Source organism: Bacillus sp. JJ1773, from assembly GCF_036962035.1.
In the GTDB taxonomy this organism is placed as follows: domain Bacteria; phylum Bacillota; class Bacilli; order Bacillales; family Cytobacillaceae; genus Cytobacillus.
In genome coordinates this window covers 43,891-60,510 of record NZ_JBALNX010000029.1, presented here as the reverse complement: position 1 = coordinate 60,510, position 16,620 = coordinate 43,891, and the positions used below count along the sequence as shown (strand labels likewise).

11 protein-coding genes and 1 tRNA gene are annotated in these 16,620 nt (G+C 36.8%); 4 read left to right on the top strand and 8 right to left on the bottom strand.

Annotated elements, in window-relative coordinates; genetic code table 11:
* Positions 1–126: 126 nt before the first annotated feature.
* The gene (locus tag V7127_RS07835; RefSeq protein ID WP_335484650.1) at positions 127–1,533 is read right to left on the bottom strand and encodes a PLP-dependent aminotransferase family protein; all 1,407 of its coding nucleotides are present in this window, start codon (positions 1,531–1,533) and stop codon (positions 127–129) included.
* A gap of 275 nt (positions 1,534–1,808) precedes the next feature.
* On the opposite strand from V7127_RS07835, the gene gabT reads away from it, so the two are divergent.
* Entirely contained in the window at positions 1,809–3,110 is a 1,302-nt protein-coding gene (gene gabT, locus V7127_RS07830; protein WP_335484648.1) for a 4-aminobutyrate--2-oxoglutarate transaminase, read from the top strand.
* A 32-nt stretch (positions 3,111–3,142) separates the two neighbouring features.
* Entirely contained in the window at positions 3,143–4,534 is a 1,392-nt protein-coding gene (locus V7127_RS07825) for an NAD-dependent succinate-semialdehyde dehydrogenase (RefSeq protein ID WP_335484646.1), read from the top strand.
* Between the two features lie 910 nt (positions 4,535–5,444).
* On the opposite strand, the gene V7127_RS07820 is transcribed toward V7127_RS07825, so the two are convergent.
* Positions 5,445–5,852 (bottom strand): tyrosine-type recombinase/integrase, encoded by a 408-nt coding sequence (locus tag V7127_RS07820; protein WP_335484676.1) that lies wholly within the window; start codon positions 5,850–5,852, stop codon positions 5,445–5,447.
* Between the two features lie 104 nt (positions 5,853–5,956).
* Between V7127_RS07820 and V7127_RS07815 the strand changes: the two genes are divergently transcribed.
* Both V7127_RS07815 and V7127_RS07810 read left to right on the top strand, forming a co-directional pair.
* Positions 5,957–6,053 (top strand) — tRNA-Sec (locus V7127_RS07815).
* A gap of 378 nt (positions 6,054–6,431) precedes the next feature.
* Complete coding sequence (locus tag V7127_RS07810; protein ID WP_335484644.1) at positions 6,432–7,607, top strand: M14 family zinc carboxypeptidase; 1,176 nt, start codon at positions 6,432–6,434, stop codon at positions 7,605–7,607.
* A 153-nt stretch (positions 7,608–7,760) separates the two neighbouring features.
* Here the strand turns inward: V7127_RS07810 and V7127_RS07805 are convergent, their stop codons facing one another.
* From V7127_RS07805 to V7127_RS07780, 6 genes are all read right to left on the bottom strand, one after another.
* Positions 7,761–8,693, bottom strand: coding sequence for a response regulator (locus V7127_RS07805; protein WP_335484642.1), 933 nt, complete (start codon positions 8,691–8,693; stop codon positions 7,761–7,763).
* Positions 8,694–8,697: 4 nt separating this feature from the next.
* Entirely contained in the window at positions 8,698–9,804 is a 1,107-nt protein-coding gene (locus V7127_RS07800; protein WP_335484640.1) for an ATP-binding protein, read from the bottom strand.
* Positions 9,805–11,894: 2,090 nt separating this feature from the next.
* Entirely contained in the window at positions 11,895–12,605 is a 711-nt protein-coding gene (locus V7127_RS07795; RefSeq protein ID WP_335484638.1) for an ABC transporter ATP-binding protein, read from the bottom strand.
* Positions 12,577–14,391, bottom strand: a complete 1,815-nt coding sequence (locus tag V7127_RS07790) for a branched-chain amino acid ABC transporter ATP-binding protein/permease (protein ID WP_335484636.1) — start codon at positions 14,389–14,391, stop codon at positions 12,577–12,579. Before V7127_RS07790 ends, V7127_RS07795 begins: the two co-directional genes overlap by 29 nt.
* A 1-nt stretch (position 14,392) precedes the next feature.
* A complete protein-coding gene (locus V7127_RS07785) occupies positions 14,393–15,292 on the bottom strand; it encodes a branched-chain amino acid ABC transporter permease (RefSeq protein ID WP_335354738.1) in 900 nt (299 codons plus the stop codon).
* A 104-nt stretch (positions 15,293–15,396) separates the two neighbouring features.
* Positions 15,397–16,614, bottom strand: coding sequence for an ABC transporter substrate-binding protein (locus V7127_RS07780; protein WP_335484633.1), 1,218 nt, complete (start codon positions 16,612–16,614; stop codon positions 15,397–15,399).
* Positions 16,615–16,620: the final 6 nt, after the last annotated feature.

Genomic DNA, 16,620 nt, shown 5'->3' with positions numbered 1-16,620 from the left:
ACCTTCCTTCGAGTTTCGTTGAAATCTTTTTGTCATTATTTCAACAACTTGGTATAGTAAAAAGTACCAGAACTAATTAATTTAAGGTATCAATAAACATTTATTTCTATATTTTCTACCTTTAAATCATCCCAAAACCCGCTTTAACCTTGCCACCGCTTCAGGTATTTGCTCTTCTCCAATATCAGCAAACCCCATTACCAAATCGATAGCACCCGCAGAATCAGCCCTATTTTCAAACTTAAACTGTCGCATTGTAAAGATTTCCAGCTTCTCATCCCTTGCTTTTTCTTCAACCTCCTCATAAGTTTTATTGGTTGTAAACCGAGCTAAAAAATGCAAACCAGCACGGGTATCCTCGATGGTTACTGTCTTCCCAAAACAATCATTGATACAGCGCATTAATTCTTTTCGTTTTATTTCATAATGATGATTCATCCGTTTGACATGTCTAGCATATGCCCCTGTTTCAATAAAATAATGTAACGTATATAATGCCAATAGATTTCCAGTTTGCTTCAAATTGGCATGTTGTCTCCGGTATTGCCGCAACATGTCAGGTGGCAGTACCATATAACTTATCCGCATTCCGGGAAAAATTGTTTTAGAAAAAGTACCTATATAAATGACCCGTTGATTCCGATCTATACTCTGTAGTGATGGGATATTATCGGTTTCATATTTAAATTCACTATCATAATCGTCTTCAATAATATAGCGGTCTGGACCTGCTATAGACCAATTTAATAATTCAATTCTTCGAGTAATTGGCATGATTTTCCCAGTCGGAAATTGATGTGATGGAGTGACGAACAAATAATTAATGTTAGAATCCACCTTTTTTATCGCTATCCCATTTTCATCAAGCGGATACGCACGTACATCAACCCCCATATTTTTTAAAAGGGCGTAAAAACGGATGTACCCCGGATCCTCAACTCCAGCAATAATATTCTGGTTACTCAATTCTATTAAATTACGAATTAGATATTGAAATCCTGCCCCGATAATGATTTGTTCCGGCTCACAAACTACCCCGCGTGTTCTAGCGATCATTCGGGCTATAGTCTGTCTCAATATGTAAGGTCCCTGAAAATGACCATACTCAGATAATTCTCTTTGATGATCTGTAATTACTTTTTGCTGGCATTTCATCCATTCACGGAAGGGGAACATAGATATGGAAGATGTCCTATGAGATAAGGAAAGCCAACCTTCTTTTGTTTGAATCCGTTCTTTCAAATCACTCGGTAATGGCTGATTATTCACTCTCCCCTCCCGTATCAAGGGGGTAATATTTTCTACGTAGTATCCTTTTCTTTCTTCTGTATAAATATAACCCTCTGCAAGAAGCTGTTCGTAAGCATTTGTTACCGTATTCACACTTACCTTTAATTGCTCCGCAAGCGTTCGTTTCGATGGAAGCTTTTCATTTGCTTGTAATCTACCATTCATTATAGAACCCTTTAAGCTATCATAAATTTGATGATATAAATTTTTCCTCTCTTCCTCTTTATTAATCGTAAATAGCATAATTTATCCTCCACATCTGGTTCCTAATAAAATTCATAAACATTGTTTTCATTATACCAGATTATTATTTTAATTATCAAAATATTTAAATATTACTTGAGAGCTGAAACTTCTTTTCCGAATTTTTATCGGTATTTAAATAAATTAAACCTTTCCCTTTTACCCTTGGTACCTTCTATTTCTTCTTTTTGGTACTTTTTATTGGACCAAAACATGTAATAATACTATTAAATTCTAATAAATAAGAATGTTTCATAATTTTAAGGAGGATAAAGATGACTACTACTTATTTAAGTACAAAAGAATTACAAGAAAAAAGAAGAAAATATGTTCCGAAAGGCGTGAGCAACGGGAACTTAAACATTGCTCAGAAGGCAACAAGTGCTACTATTATCGATATTGATCAAAGAGAATGGATTGATTTCGCTGGTGCGATTGGGACTTTAAACGTAGGGCATAGTCATCCAAAGGTAACCGCTTCTGTAAAAGAACAAGTTGAAAGGTTTTTGCATCCGGGATTCAATATCATGATGTATGAAGGATACATTGCTCTTGCCGAAAAATTATGCCATATCACTCCAGGGAATTTTGAAAAGCAAGCCATTTTCTTTAATTCAGGCGCTGAAGCGGTTGAAAATGCAATAAAGATTTCCCGCCGTTATACTGGTCGCCATGCTGTTGTTTCATTTGTCCGCGGATACCATGGAAGAACAAATTTAACAATGGGGATGACAAGCAAAGTAAAACCATATAAGTTTGGATTCGGGCCATTCGCTCCGGAAATTTACCAAGCACCTTTCCCATATATGTATCACAAACCAAATGAAATGACGGATGAGGCATATATTGAACTAAAAATTGAAGAATTTAAAGACTTTTTCATTGCCACAGTTGCTCCAGAGACTGTTGCTTGCGTGGTCATGGAGCCAGTCCAAGGTGAAGGCGGATTTATAATCCCTCCGAAAAAATTTGTTCAAGCAGTAAGTGATTTCTGCAAGGAACATGGAATAGTGTTTGTAGCAGATGAGATTCAAACAGGCTTTGGACGCACAGGAAAACTATTTGCTATTGAGCATTTTGATGTAACACCAGATTTAATCACTGTTTCAAAATCATTAGCTGCAGGATTGCCTTTAAGCGGTGTTGTAGGCAGAACGGAAATATTAAACGTAGCAGACCCAGGCGAACTAGGCGGAACATATGCAGGAAGTCCGGTTGCTTGTGCGGCTGCATTAGCTGTAATCGATGTGATTGAAGAAGAAAAGTTGGTGGAAAAAGCTGAAATTCTTGGGCAAACAATTGAAGCAATACTAGTCGAGTTGGCTGCAAAACATGAATATATCGGGGACATTCGTCGATTAGGGGCAATGGTCGCTTGCGAAATCGTTGAAGACCGTATCACTAAACATCCAGATAAAAACAAAACAACTGAAATTGCTAAGTATTCTAATGAGAATGGACTTTTACTACTCACTGCAGGTCTAAAAAGCAATGTAATTCGATTTCTAGCCCCATTAGTGATTACGGATGAGGAATTAGAGAATGGGTTAGCTATACTCGAAAAAGCCTTTCAATAATTCCTAAAATGTATAAAGGAGAGTCAGATAAAATGGGGAATGTATTAATAGTAAAAAACCCAGCTACAGGCAAGGTTATTAAAGAGGTCAGAATTAATTCGGAAGAAGAAATCCAACATGCTATAAAAATAGGATATGATAGTTTTGAAAAGTGGAAAAAAGTAAATGCTCATGAGCGCTCTCGATTATTAATAAATTGGTCAAGGATTATTCAAGAACATAAAGATGAAATTGCCGAAATTATGACATTAGAGAACGGCAAACCTTTGTCCGAATCACGTGGTGAAGTTGATTACGCAACGAGTTACATCGATTGGTATGCAGAAGAAGCAAAAAGAATTTATGGGCGCACTGTCCCTGCATCGAGCGAAACGAAGCGAATCGTAGTCAGTAAGCAACCAATTGGGCTTGTTGCGGCCATCACTCCGTGGAATTTCCCAGCAGCAATGATGACAAGGAAAGCTGCACCAGCTTTAGCGGCTGGCTGCCCATTTATCGTAAAGCCTGCTGTAGAGACGCCTTTAACTACGATGAGATTAATAGAGCTTGCTCACGAGGCAGGTATTCCAACGGATGTTATTCAATATGTTAATGGATCTGGATCTGTAGTTGGTAGATTGTTTACAAGCAGTAAATATATCAGAAAAATTACCTTTACTGGTTCAACCCCTATCGGAAAGCAATTAATTAAAGAGAGTTCTGAAACTATAAAACATGTAACAATGGAACTAGGAGGCCATGCTCCTCTTATTATCGCTGAAGATGCTGATCTTGATTTGGCTGTAACACAAACGATGATTACGAAGTTTAGAAACGCAGGACAAACATGTGTGTGTGCCAATCGAATTATTGTCCATGAAAATATTGCTGAAGCCTTTTCGGAAAAATTAGCAAAAGAAGCTAGTAATTTAAAAGTCGGAAATGGACTTGATCAAGATACACAAGTAGGACCTATTATTAATGAAAAAGGATATGAAAAAATTGTAGCCCAAATTAATGATGCTGTGAAAAAAGGAGCAGTAGTATTAGCGGGAAATCAATACAAAGCGGATAAAGATCAGGGCTATTTCTTTGTATACCCTACGGTATTGACAAATGTCAAACCTGATATGGTTATCATGCAGGAAGAAACATTTGGACCAGTCGCCCCAATCATTACCTTTAGGACTCTGGGGGAGGCTGTAAAAATTGCGAATAGTACTCCTTATGGTCTTGCAGCTTATTTCTTCACAAATAACTATAAAACAGGGACTTACCTGCACGATCATTTAGATTTCGGAATTATTGGCTGGAATGACGGTGCCCCATCCGGTGCTCATATCCCATTTGGGGGTATGAAAGAAAGTGGATTAGGCCGTGAAGGCGGCATCGAAGGGATCGAGCCGTACCTGGAAACAAAATACTTATCGATTGGTAATTTATAAAAAGGGCAAAAAGCTGATTCCATTAAAAAATTGGGATCAGTTTTTTGATTGTCAAATTAGTGCTCTATGGCTAGTTAACTTCTAATCGGGTATTTTTACTTTCCCTTGAGTTTTCCTCTCATTAGCTTAAATTGGGTGTAATCCTAAGGTATCCGCTGTTTTTCTTTTATTCCGAATGAGTGAATTGAATGAAATATTTCCAGCGACTGACTCAGCCAGCAGTCGTGCAGGTCTTCACTGTCCCCACCTTCCAGGTTGGCGCTTCCGTTTCCTTTTGGTTCGCGGCACCCGTGCCTCAGTGATGTGTTGTTGTCGCCACCGAAATTCACCGACTCGCTTCGCTTAAACAGATGTGATTTTCTGCAAATCAGCCTATCACATTGCCCACCCTAACTAAAAGACTACGGTCGCCAGAGAATGAAAGAAAGAAACTCTTATCGTTGTAAAATCGGATTTAAAAAGTTAAGGGATTACCAAAAAAGCCAAATTTCTCAGCTATTAAAATTGAGAAATTTGGCTTTTTCGTTACTCCATTAATGCGCCCTTGGAAAGCAACTGGATTAAGTTTTGAATTTCTCTTCAGATTAAACCAAATAGATTATTCTTGAATGATTTAAAGTGTGCACAAAAGTGTGCACAGACTTAATTTTTTTATTTTATCTAGATTGTTCTAGATTTCTTTAAACATCCCTCAAGCCCTTGATACACAAGACTTAATTAATCTGTAATTATTTTATTTAACTCAGTTTATTTACATGAATCCCGCTGGCAGCGTAGAGGTCAGGGGTTCGAGCCCCCTATTCTCCATAACCGGAAACCCTTGTGTAGCAAGGGTTTTTCTTTTTTATCTTTTATTAACAACGGAGTTAATATTATAATTGTGCACCTTTAGTTAACTAAAGTTATTTAATCATATAAAAAAATTCTTCTCAAAGAGTTGAGCTGCTTCTACTTGAAGATCTTCGTTAACATGTGAATACAAATCTAAAGTAATTGAAACCCTTGAATGTCCTAGCCTTTCTTGAACTACTTTTGGGTTTACTCCATCAATCATTAATTGTGTCGCATGTAGGTGTCGTAAATCATGAATTGTAATCTTGGGAAGACCTGCTTCAACAATTAGACGGTTAAAATCCCTCAATAGATTTCTTGGATCTTTAAAAGTGCCTTCCAATGAACAGAACACTATATCTTGGTGAATTATTACCTTCCCGTATTTTTCTTTTTGTCTATCTCTATGTAATTGTAATTTGTTGATTAAATATGATGTAATTGATACTTGCCGTTTAGATTTCGAAGTCTTTACATCTTTAAAAATAATCCTCTTTCTTTAGTTCTGGCTAATGACCTTACAAATATAGAAAGCTATAGACTAGACCGTTGGTGTAATTGTGGGAAAACCGTTGTAGTCCCTTGATAAATGGGGCTGATTGGGGTACTGGTGTCCCCCTCGGTCTTCAAAATCGCTTGTGACTTGCGTGCCAGGTTAGCTGGGTTCGATTCCCAGGCAGTCCCACCAAAAGTATTGTATCAACGTTTTTGAACGTTTGGAATAATTTGATTAGAAAGAACCGTTTTACCTATTGACTGTTTAGGGTACTATCAAATAGACTTGGAGCCTCTTTTGCTTTGTTGGGACCCTCAGCAAAGCGAAGGGGTTTTTTTATGGCAGTACAAAGTAAGAGAAAAGAAGAAAGTTGGTATCCAGCCGGTTATTCGTTGAAGAAGAGGGGGCAACCCCTTGGAGTGGAAAGTCGTTAAGATATTAAGTTTTCAACTTTTAAATTAATTTAATAAATAATTATATATATTTAGTATATTTGTATCTTTCTGTATATTCCTGTAGTCCATCTTTAAAATAAAGATTGTAATCAATTATTTTAAAGGAGGATAAAAGATGCCTATTCGTAAGCTCAGTTTTTTGTTCGTTGCTCTAGTCCTGCTGATTACCCAATTTCCACTAGGCTCAAATGCTCAAAATGGTAACGCTGATTGTAGTAATCTTACCGATCCATCTGTCAATGGTTGGGTTAACTACGAACAAATGGTAAAAAGGCTTCACCAAATTGAACAAACAAGTTTTGGACGTGTGGAATTGGATGTTATTGGGCAATCGCGCCTCGGCAAGGACATATATGCAGCCCGTGTTGGAACCGGCGATCGTGTCATGCTTGTTACCAGCGAAATTCATGGTAATGAGAAAACTGGTACTGAAGCTTTGTTGCAAATGTTAAAGGAGCTGGGATCCGGCAATAATCCCGAAATTCAGGCGATTCGGAACAACGTAACTATCGTTGCTGTGCCAAAGTTTAATCCAGATGGAGCAGAATTGAACCAACGTCAAAACGTTTTCCCATGGGAAGAAGTCGTAAACACTTTTCCACAGCTTAAAGATGCCAAGCAAGCTTGGTACTACACTGCATCTAGAGGCGGTTTCGATGTTAACCGCGATTTTAACCCTGACCTAAACTATGAACCTCGTGCCGAAGATATGACTAAAGATGGAAGCCAACCTGGATTTTTCTTAACGAACGAGTCCCGTGTTCTTCGTAACCTTTATGTTAATTTGAAAAAAGAATTTGGTGAAGTTGAGGCGTACGTTGATTTACATCACATGGGAGCATGTAACAAAAATGAGGGTAGTGATCAATATGTTACAGTTTCATTAGACTATCCGCCGCTTGGTCCTGAAAACAATTCTAAATATCAACAATATACACAACTCGACCAGGAGAAGTCCAGACGATACGCACTAGCGGCAGCGCTTGGCATGGAAGATCACGCTGGAAATGGTAATGCCGAAACTTCCCCATTCTGGGGTGGAGCCAGCCGCTATTTCCATCCATCTGATCGAGACTTGCCTGGTCAGGCCAGATCATCTTTTGCTCTCAACGGTACTGCAACAGTTCTGTTCGAAGTTCGTGGACAGCAGCATAACTGGGGCCAGAAACAGAAGGGAATGCTAACTAAAGCAGTAAAGAACGGGCTGTACGGTATCGCCAATGGCATGGCTGATGGATCGGTAGACAGGCTTAACGGTAATGATTTCTACAATTTACCAAAGTACTGGTAGGTCATTTTGATTCTGTGTCTCCATCAAAGCTCAGGACTGCTAAGCAATTAGACGGAAAATGGTATAAGGAAACACCTCCGAAAACTCGGAGGTGTTTCAAAAAACTTGACTTAGTAAAAAAAAATTAAAGAAGTCAAACAGAGGTATTCATTATCAATGCTCGGACATTAGCCGTTTTGCTTCAAAATATAGGGTTTGGATAAACTTTTTTGCATTTATGCGAACTAGAGTGTTTGAAAGTGCTTGCTCTTTTTTTAATTCAGCCATTCTATCCCTTACAGTCTTAAACTCAAATAGTTTAGGAGCATAATTTTCGAAGATTGGATTGGAGTAATCATCCAGTCCAAGTGATGATAGATGATTTAACGATTGATAAATTGTCCTTCTAACACGTTGTTTCGAAGCTTTCATTTCTCTCATTACTTCACTTTGGCTTACGGAGTTTCCAAGCTTTTTTTGAGCCAATTGTAAAAATATATCCTTTAGTCGCGGGAAACCATTCGTAAATGTCTCAGTCCGTTCGCATTGGAATAAATACTCTAATATATTTAATAGGTCTCGATATCCGCTTTCACCCATAATTCCTAAATCAGATAAAAGAATCTGACCAGAATCTATTATGGTTGGTACCAATGAAGCCGCTTGCTCATGTACAAAAATTTGATCCAGCGCAATTATATTACTCAATGATTGATGGATGTTTAATATAGACTTCTCCAAACGGATCCGTTCGCTCACTTTTTTTATTACAGATATAACTTCAATCTTGTTAATAGGTTTCGTTATGTAATACTCAATACCAAGGGAGTATCCTTTACTTACTAACTCTTTTGACTCTACCAGTGAAATCATAATAATTTTCCCTTTAAATTCAGGTTTAATATTGCGGATTGTTTGCAGCCCATCTCTTTTTGGCATTAAAAGATCAATAAGCAAAATATCTGTTTTCTTTAAGGTTAATAGATTTCCATCTATGAGTGTACCGTCCTCCGCTTCACCTGCGATAACCCCAAGATCTTCGTCTTCTATTATTTCCATTAACATGGATCGAATGACAATGTCATCATCTACTATGTAAAAGAACATAACATCACTCTTCCTTGACCAAATAATTAACTGGTAATTTTATAGTGAAGATCGTACCATCTACTTCTGGTTCACTTTTCAAAAGGATCTTGCCTTCAAGTTCCTCAACGATTCTTTGTACATATGACAGTCCTATCCCTGTTGATGAACTTCCATCTCTTTCAAATTTTGAAGTGAATCCAGGTTCAAAAATTAAATTCTTTCGTTTATTTGGGATGCCAGGACCGTTATCACTTATTTGAAAATGAACCCAATTATTTTGTTTGGAAACAGAAATCTTCACAACTCCTAATTGTTTTATGGCTTCAATAGAGTTCATTACTAAGTTATTAAGGATCGATAGAATTTTAAAAATATGATAATCCGGATGAGCCCCGATAATCACTTGTTTAAACTCAATCTCTTTTCCTAAGGAAAGTGCATAATTTTTATTAGCTCGTATAATAAGATCAAGGAGTTCATATATGGTCATGTATTCGCTAAAACTTTCATCCGATATTAATTTGGAAAGTCCAGCATAAATTCGCTGGTTATCCTTTTTTATTTCGTGTATCTCTCCGACAATTTTTAATGTTTTGGCGGCCAGACATTGAATTGGCAGTGACTCCTTTTGCTCTTCAAACTCCATTAGTTTTTGATATAAAAAATAGGAATCCTGTGTTATTTTTTCACTGTTTTTTAATGTTTTCTTTAAGTGGATTGTTTCTTCATATAAGCTTGAGATAATCATGAGAAGATGAGCATTTTGTTGGCGTGTTTGCTTAACTGTCAGTTTGGTGTTATATAATTTCAGGAGATTGAAAAATCCTATCGTAAAATAGCTGCGAAAAATGGCAATCACGATTATTTTATATATACCGGAAAGAGAAGTATAAGCGTCGAATGCAATGTATTGAAAAGTGATTTCCGCAATGCTGGATGATATTTCAATGATAATACCCAAAATCCCCATTAGCACTGGACGATGATGTAAGCGATTCATTTTTATGGCATAGAAAAGACAGGCAAAAGTTAGATAATAAAAAAAAGTGGGATAATGAGCAATAAAAGAGTCCGTAAACACCTTACCGTAAATAATCAGGTCTAATAGGATTCGAAATAATACAACCATGATTCCTACTATGAAACCAGAGAGAACAGACGGTATTTTTCGTAGAAGTAATAAAGAAAAGAAAAATGTCGGTGTACCAAAACTAATCCGAAACGAATCATTGAAAGGATAAAAAAATAATTGACCCGCCAAAGGAACCAATATCAACATCAAAATAAAAATATAAGGATCTCTTTTGTTGAGTAAAAAATTCAAACCATCCACATCCTGAACTTTATAAAAGTAATTATATATATCGATGTGAATTAAAGCTAGAATTTACAGAAAAAACAGTCTATTCCGACTAGTTTGTATTGCGTTAGTCTTTAATGAAGTGGGAGGAAGGTCATACGATGCCAAGATTATTAAATGGTTATGAATAGGATCCTGACAAGCTACTACACGCGTTTAGTTTTGGAACTTTTAAATAGAAATTATCATGATTTTGCACTCCCAACCCATGCATGAAAACAGTTCTTCTCGGACCATAATTGTAGTGACACAAACAGTTTGTTAGACATGGCTTTTTAAGGTGGCTCGCCCCTGGAATAGAAACTGTTTGAGTAAGTTTGGTGTTCAACCCTTTATTATAATATTGAAACTTTATTAACACAACGCTAGTGGAGACATAAGTTTAAAAAAATATTAGTTATAAATGCTCCTTAAAGTTGGGTGATTAATCGTTCAGGTTTTTACGTTATTTAAATTAAGGAGAATTTGAAAAAGAGAATACAAGCTTATGACCTGTCGTACTGGAGCTTGTTAACATTAAACACCAATATTATAAACACAATTTGTATATGTAGTAATGGAAATCCTCGTTTTGCCTTCTATATTATAGATGAGCTAGAGAGTAACGGAGTGTTTTGCAAAAGAGCATCCAAACACAAAAGGTCATTAATAGCATCAGAGTAGTACTTGAAACGAAGTGGAAAGAGTTTAACACATGAAAAACCGTTTAGTAAAATATACTAGCATCAAAAACCCGCTATTTACTCTTGTGATAATAATGACAAGTCTAAATTCTGCATATAGAACCTTGAGTTAATTGCCTAATATGAAATTAGTATAGAAACGTAATTAGATTAAAACCTAATTACATTACTGGTTAGTATTTTGTTTATCTCATAAGTATAAAATTTATATAATATAAAAATTGGCTGTCATCGAGGATCCTAGTGTCATCAAGTTTTATTAAGTGTTATCGTCCAGTTCAGAATAGAAGTGTTCCTACCCACATATTGGCGATGTAGGGTAGATGACTACATTTTATTTAACGAAATACCTATAGCAATCATGGAAATTATCTTCAAAATCATTTCTTCAGAATTACCCTCACCGCCCTTTTCTACCAAGATTGGGGGACTGCTTCCAAATTTCGCAATATAAAAATTATAGGATCAAAATGCCTCATTCCTCCTTCACACAATTATGCAGAGTTAATTAAAAGTGAGCTAATTAAAATAAATAGTTTATTATATATTGAAGAATAAAATTAAGCCTAATTTTAACTATCACGTTAGTGGAACAAGAAAAAGAGCTGCTTTTCTTTGTTAATCTCAATCAACCCAATAGTTTAGTCCATTTATTAGCAATTTTCTTATATAAGAATTTAAATATTTGGTACTTGTACAAACACTTTATTGAAAGTGTGCACAGACTTATTTTTTTTAATTATTATTAATTAGTCTAGATTACATTTATGTATCTAAAAAACCTTGATCTATTAGACTTGATTATTTTTATTTGAACTTATTTTACTAAATTGCTCAATAGGTTTTCCTCTAGCAGCGTAGAGGTCAGGGGTTCGAGCCCCCTATTCTCCATCCGGAAAAAAAGTTGAAATAAAGCCACTTCTGATAAATTCAGAAGTGGCTTTTATTATTAAATTAAAGAGTCTTAGCTAGTTCTAATAGCTTTAAAGCAAGGTTCTGTCTAATAAATCATTCCCTTTTTGCCTATTCCGAACTATCCATTAACTCGATGGAGGGACGGGGGGTTCTTGTCCCAAAATAACTAAATAGAAGAGGCTAAAATAACTTTAAATGTTATTTAACTTCTCCTATTAATAGAAATACATAACAACATATTTTATACTTCTGTTAGTTCGCTTAAGCTGAACCTAAATACGTTTTTACCAGACTATCATCCCTTAATAAATCTCGTGATTCTCCGTGTAACTTCACCTCACCTGCTTGTAAAACATATGCACGGTCAGATATAGCTAAAGCAGCCATGGCTAATTGCTCGACAACCACAACCGTCTTGCCAGATTTCTTCAACTCTAACAGAGTGTCGAATATCTGTTTTACAAATATAGGTGATAAACCCATGGATGGCTCATCAAGAATAACAAAATCAGGATCAGACATTAGCGCTCTGGATACAGCTAGCATCTGTTGCTCTCCACCACTCAATGTACCAGCGTGCTGCCTTCTTCTCTCCTTTAATCTTGGAAATCTTTTGTATTCTCTTTCGATAAGCTCTTGAATTTTTTGTTTCTCTTTTTTAATCGTAAATGCACCAAGAATTAGATTATCCTCTACCGACTGATCACCAAAAACCTGACGACCTTGAGGGACATGGGATATACCATACCCTAAAATTTTATGAGCAGGCGTACCTGTAATCACATTATCCTTATATAGGATAGTACCCTCCTTTGCCTTCATCAACCCCGTAATTGCTTTTAAGAGTGTAGTTTTCCCAGCCCCATTGGGACCAATAACAGCAACGATCTCACCTTCATTTACTTCCATTGACACATTGTGTAATGCGGATGCATGACCATAATTAACCGACAGATTTTGTACCTGCAACAAGCTGGTTCACCTCTTCTCCCCCAAGATAGGCATCAATTACCCTTGGATCGTTTTGAATAGTTTCAGGATTTCCCTCACAAATTTTCTTACCGAAATCTAACACTGTAATATAATCACAAATATTCATGACAATATCCATATGATGCTCAACCAAAATAATAGACAATCCTGCCTTCTTCAGACGTTGGATCACATCCATGATTTTTACAATCTCTTTTGGACTAGCCCCTGCTGCCGGTTCATCTAGAATAAGTAATGCAGGTTTTAAAGCTAACCCCCTTGCTATTTCAACTAATCGCTGTTCTCCATATGGTAAGTCAGACGCTTTTTCATGGGCTCTTTTTTCTAAGCCAACAATTCGTAGTAGATCATAGGCTTTTTGTGCATAGTATTTCTCTTCATCAGATACCTGACCTAGATATAATAGGTTTTTCAGGAATCCTGTTTTGAAGTGACGATGAAAACCAACCATGACGTTTTGTAAAACGCTCATGTCTTCAAACAACTGCAGGTTTTGGAATGTTCTTGTAATTCCTTCTTGTGCTATACTATGAGGAGCATATTTTGTAATGTTCTTTCCTTTCCAAAGAATGTTTCCACCAGTCGGCATATAGACTCCACTTAGGACGTTAACTGTAGTGCTTTTACCTGAACCGTTTGGGCCAATAATTCCGTGAACAGTTCCACCTAAAACCTCTATTTCAACTTCGTCAATAGCTTTTAATCCACCAAAATACATAGAAATATTTTTAAGCTCTAAAACCTTACCATTAATCCCTTCAGGTAAATCTATTGTTGCCTTCCGACCATCATGTAAAATTCCTAATTCAGTATTGGCTTTTTTACTAGAAAACTTTTTAAAGTAAGAAAGATTGGTGAAGGCACCCACGATACCATCGGGTAAAAGGATAAGTGCGAGTAATAATATTCCACCAAAGATCATTAAGTGATAATCTACAAAGTTATGAAGGAATTGCGGTAACCCAACGATAACCGCTGTACCTATAATAGGACCTATCTTTGTTCCTGACCCTCCGATAATAACCGCAATAAGGAACATAATGGATAGATTCAATTCAAAAGTTGTACTACTTATAAACTGATTTTGGAAAGCGAACAGCCCCCCGCCTACACCTGCTAAAAAAGCAGAAACAGCAAAGGCTAATATTTTCCAATTCCGAACATTAATCCCTAGTACCTCTGAAGCAACTTCACTATTTCCAAAAGCAGTAAAGGTCCTTCCAAAACGACCTCTAAAGATATTCGTTGCGAATGCTGTAAATATGATAGCTAAAAGACCAATAAACCACATATATTGAATTGGATCAAGCTCAAGACCGAAAAAGGATGGTACCGAAGTTTTGGTTCCTGCAGGACCGCCCGTGACACCTACCCAGCGGTTGGCAATAATACTAATCAATTCTCCAAATGCAATTGTTACCATTGCCAGATAAGGACCTTTCGCTCGTAAGGATAAAAGAGCTACAATTGCTCCAAATACAGCAGTTATTAAGGCAGAGATCACAATACTTACGAAGAAATTCAATCCTACTTTCATCGTAAGTATTGCAGATAAATATGCTCCTATCGCATAAAATCCTACATGCCCCAAGGAAAGCTGATTGGAGAGTCCCACAAGTAGATTTAACCCTACGATGACAATGTAAGTAATTAAAAATGTCTGGGCTACATGAATAGTATGAGCATTGTTAAAAAACCAGGGAAATGCATATAAGAGGACGAGCGGGATCACAATTTGATAAATCCACCATTTTGCTTTTATCATACTAGAATTTCTCCTTTACTCGTTTTCCAAATAACCCCTGAGGAAGGACTGCTAAAATGACAAGAATTAAGAAGAACGCAGCAGCTTCTTTCATGGATGTACTAAATAAAGTAAAGAGGTTTTCTAATACACCTAGTAAAAGTCCTCCGATAAAAATGCCTCGTGGATTCTCGATACCACCAATAATTGCAACTGCAAATGCTTTTAATCCCAGGAAAAGACCAATAAATGCACCTGGATGTACCATAGGCCCGACTAAAACTCCACCTACTCCAGCTAGAATCCCTGCAATGATAAAAGCAATGGAAGCCATTAATCGGGGATTAATTCCCATTAATGAAGCAGCGTCTCTATTAAAGGCAACCGCTTCAAGCGCCTTTCCAAATAATGATTTCTTTAAGAAGACGTATAATAGAAACATAATAACTGCAGCACTAACGAGTACAAATATGTCGTGATAGCGGATTTTCAATATACCTAAATCTAAAATAGCGCGTCCAAATGGAGATGGGGCCATTAGAACATCCCTTCCCCAGATAAGCATAGCTATGTTTCTCACAATCATAGCAACGGCCACAGTACTTAAAATCCAACCAATGGAATGCCAACTTTTTAACGGACGGATAGCGACTTGTTGCAATGCCCAACCCGATATACCCAGTATGACGATAACCAATAGTAATGATGCTATAAAGGCAATCCAAACACCCCCACCCGAAGCAGTTATTGTCATAAAGGTAGATAATCCTATTAGTGAACCAAGCATGACGAAGTCACCTTGACCAAAGTTCATAGTTTTAGTCGTAATAAAGGTAATATAGTAGCCTTGGGCAATTATCGCATAAACACTTCCATACACTAACCCATTAATAATGGCTTTTAATATATCTGTTAATTCCAAAGCAAACGCCCCCTTGTGATACTACTAATAACAAGCAATGGTGAAAAGGGAAATCCACATATGGACTTACCCTTTACACCAGTTAAAAGATTTATATGATGACTCTATTTATCTGCTGCGACAATTTGTAAATCGTCGTTATATGTGGCAATGAATACTTCGTCAATACCAAACGCTTCATGGTTATCCTTAGTGAAAGGTACTGATTTAATTGCTGTTACACCTTCAAAGTCCGTGAAGGATTCGATTTGATCACGAATTTTTTCACTATCTAAACCAACCTTTTTTATAGCATCTAAGATAAGTTTTGCACTGTCATATCCTTGTGCCGTAGCAATAGGGAATACGTCTTCACCATACGTATCCATTACTCTTGCATGGAATTTTTTTGCTGCTTCATTTTGATCAATCGTATATGACTGTACAAAGAATAGATCACCCTTCACAAGATCTCCAACTAGATTTAAAACAGTTGGGTCACCTGTAGCCCAAGTCGCGTAAATAGGGGCATTCAACCCTTCATTGAAACGAGCTTCAAGCAACTTTGCTGACTGTGGTGCAAGCCCGTAGAAGATAACTGCTTCCACCCCTGCATTATTCATTTCACGAATAGAAGGCTCTAGATTTAATTCCTTTGGATCAAAGGCTGAAATAACAGTTGGTTCCAAATTGTAGGTTTCCTTCATTTGCTTAACAATATCTTCTCTTCCACCTTGCCCGTACCCTTCCGTATCATGGATGACACCAAGTTTCGTAAGGCCTTGTTTATCGATAAGCTCTTTTAAAATAGCGGACACTTGAACCCCATCAAGAGGGGACACGCGGAAAATATAGTTTTTATCAGCATCTTTATACTCTTGTGTGATTTTTGTCCCTGTAGCTACTGGTACAACTTCAGGAATTTTTGCCTCTTGAGTAAATTGAATGTGAGCCATGGCATTCCCAGAGTTAGCAGGTCCAACTAAGGCTAAAATTTTATCTTGGCTAATTAATTTTTGAACAATCTCGACAGACTTTTCTGGTTTAGCTTCATCATCATATAGGACTACATTTGCTTTTTTTCCTTCAAAGCCGCCAGCATCGTTAAAATCTTTAACAGCTAGGTCCACACCCCTTTTTACTCCTTCACCAAATAAAGCTGTTCCACCCGACATAGAAATAGCTAAACCTATGTTAAAGGTTTCCTCACCTGAAGAAGAAGCACCAGAATCACTACTAGCTGCGGAATTTGTTTTTGTTTCTTCTACCTTTGGACTACATCCTGTCAAAACTGTAAATAATACCATAAAAGCCACTAGAAAGATTGCACTTGATTTTTTCAAAATAAT

Coding starts and splice junctions, on each gene's coding strand:
- V7127_RS07790 (WP_335484636.1), bottom strand. CDS start 14,391: ATGATAAAAGCAAAATGGTGGATTTATCAAATTGTGATCCCGCTCGTC.
- V7127_RS07800 (WP_335484640.1), bottom strand. CDS start 9,804: ATGGTTGTATTATTTCGAATCCTATTAGACCTGATTATTTACGGTAAG.
- V7127_RS07810 (WP_335484644.1), top strand. CDS start 6,432: ATGCCTATTCGTAAGCTCAGTTTTTTGTTCGTTGCTCTAGTCCTGCTG.
- V7127_RS07835 (WP_335484650.1), bottom strand. CDS start 1,533: ATGCTATTTACGATTAATAAAGAGGAAGAGAGGAAAAATTTATATCAT.
- gabT (WP_335484648.1), top strand. CDS start 1,809: ATGACTACTACTTATTTAAGTACAAAAGAATTACAAGAAAAAAGAAGA.
- V7127_RS07825 (WP_335484646.1), top strand. CDS start 3,143: ATGGGGAATGTATTAATAGTAAAAAACCCAGCTACAGGCAAGGTTATT.
- V7127_RS07805 (WP_335484642.1), bottom strand. CDS start 8,693: ATGTTCTTTTACATAGTAGATGATGACATTGTCATTCGATCCATGTTA.